This window comes from Cellulomonas citrea, from assembly GCF_009829685.1.
Lineage (GTDB): Bacteria > Actinomycetota > Actinomycetes > Actinomycetales > Cellulomonadaceae > Cellulomonas > Cellulomonas citrea.
In genome coordinates this window covers 1-677 of the sequence record NZ_VWSD01000345.1, presented here as the reverse complement: position 1 = coordinate 677, position 677 = coordinate 1, and the positions used below count along the sequence as shown (strand labels likewise).

General features: G+C 77.8%; 2 protein-coding genes. Both read right to left on the bottom strand.

What is annotated here, in order from left to right; genetic code table 11:
• A partial coding sequence (locus F2B26_RS16630) for a protein kinase family protein (protein ID WP_499679457.1) occupies positions 1 to 325 on the bottom strand: 325 nt, incomplete at its 3' end.
• The coding region (locus F2B26_RS16625) for a lytic murein transglycosylase (RefSeq protein WP_201292810.1) at positions 322 to 677 on the bottom strand (356 nt) is incomplete at its 5' end. The genes F2B26_RS16625 and F2B26_RS16630, both read right to left, overlap by 4 nt.

Genomic DNA, 677 nt, shown 5'->3' with positions numbered 1-677 from the left:
CGAGGGCGGCCGCGACGGCCTCGGCGGGCGTGGGGCGCACGCCGCGGTCGAGCAGCGCCCGGGCGCTGGCGCCCTCGACGAGGTCGAGCACCGCCCAGTCGCAGCCGCCGGTGGCCCCCAGGTCGAGCACGCGCACGATCCGCGGGTGCACCACCTGCCCGGCCGCCCGGGCCTGCACCCGCACGGAGCGGTCGTCCGCCGACCGGGCCCACTTGACCGCGACCGGGCGGTCGAGCACCTCGTCCCAGGCGGCGTACACGTCGGCGCTGCCGCCGGAGCCCAGCAGCTCGCCGAGCCGGTAGCGACCGCCGAGCGAGGCGCTCATCCCGCAGCCGCCCGCGCGTAGGCGTTCGCCCTGGTCAGGACGTGCTGGACGTAGGTGTCGTCGTGGTTGTAGGCGCGCACGGCGGCCCACCACCCGTCAGCCGAGGCCAGGTCGACCCCGGCGGCGCACAGGTAGTGACCCGCGGCCAGGGCCGCGTCGTCCAGGTCGTTCGGATCGGCGACCCCGTCGCCGTCGCCGTCGACGCCCCAGCGCTGCCAGGTGGAGGTGAGGAACTGCAGCGGGCCCACGGCGTGGTCCCAGACCGGGTCGCCGGTCCATGTGGTCGAGGCGGCGGTGGCGGCGATGGCCGCGGTGCCGGCGCGTCCGTCCAGCGCGGGGCCGAGCACGGGCT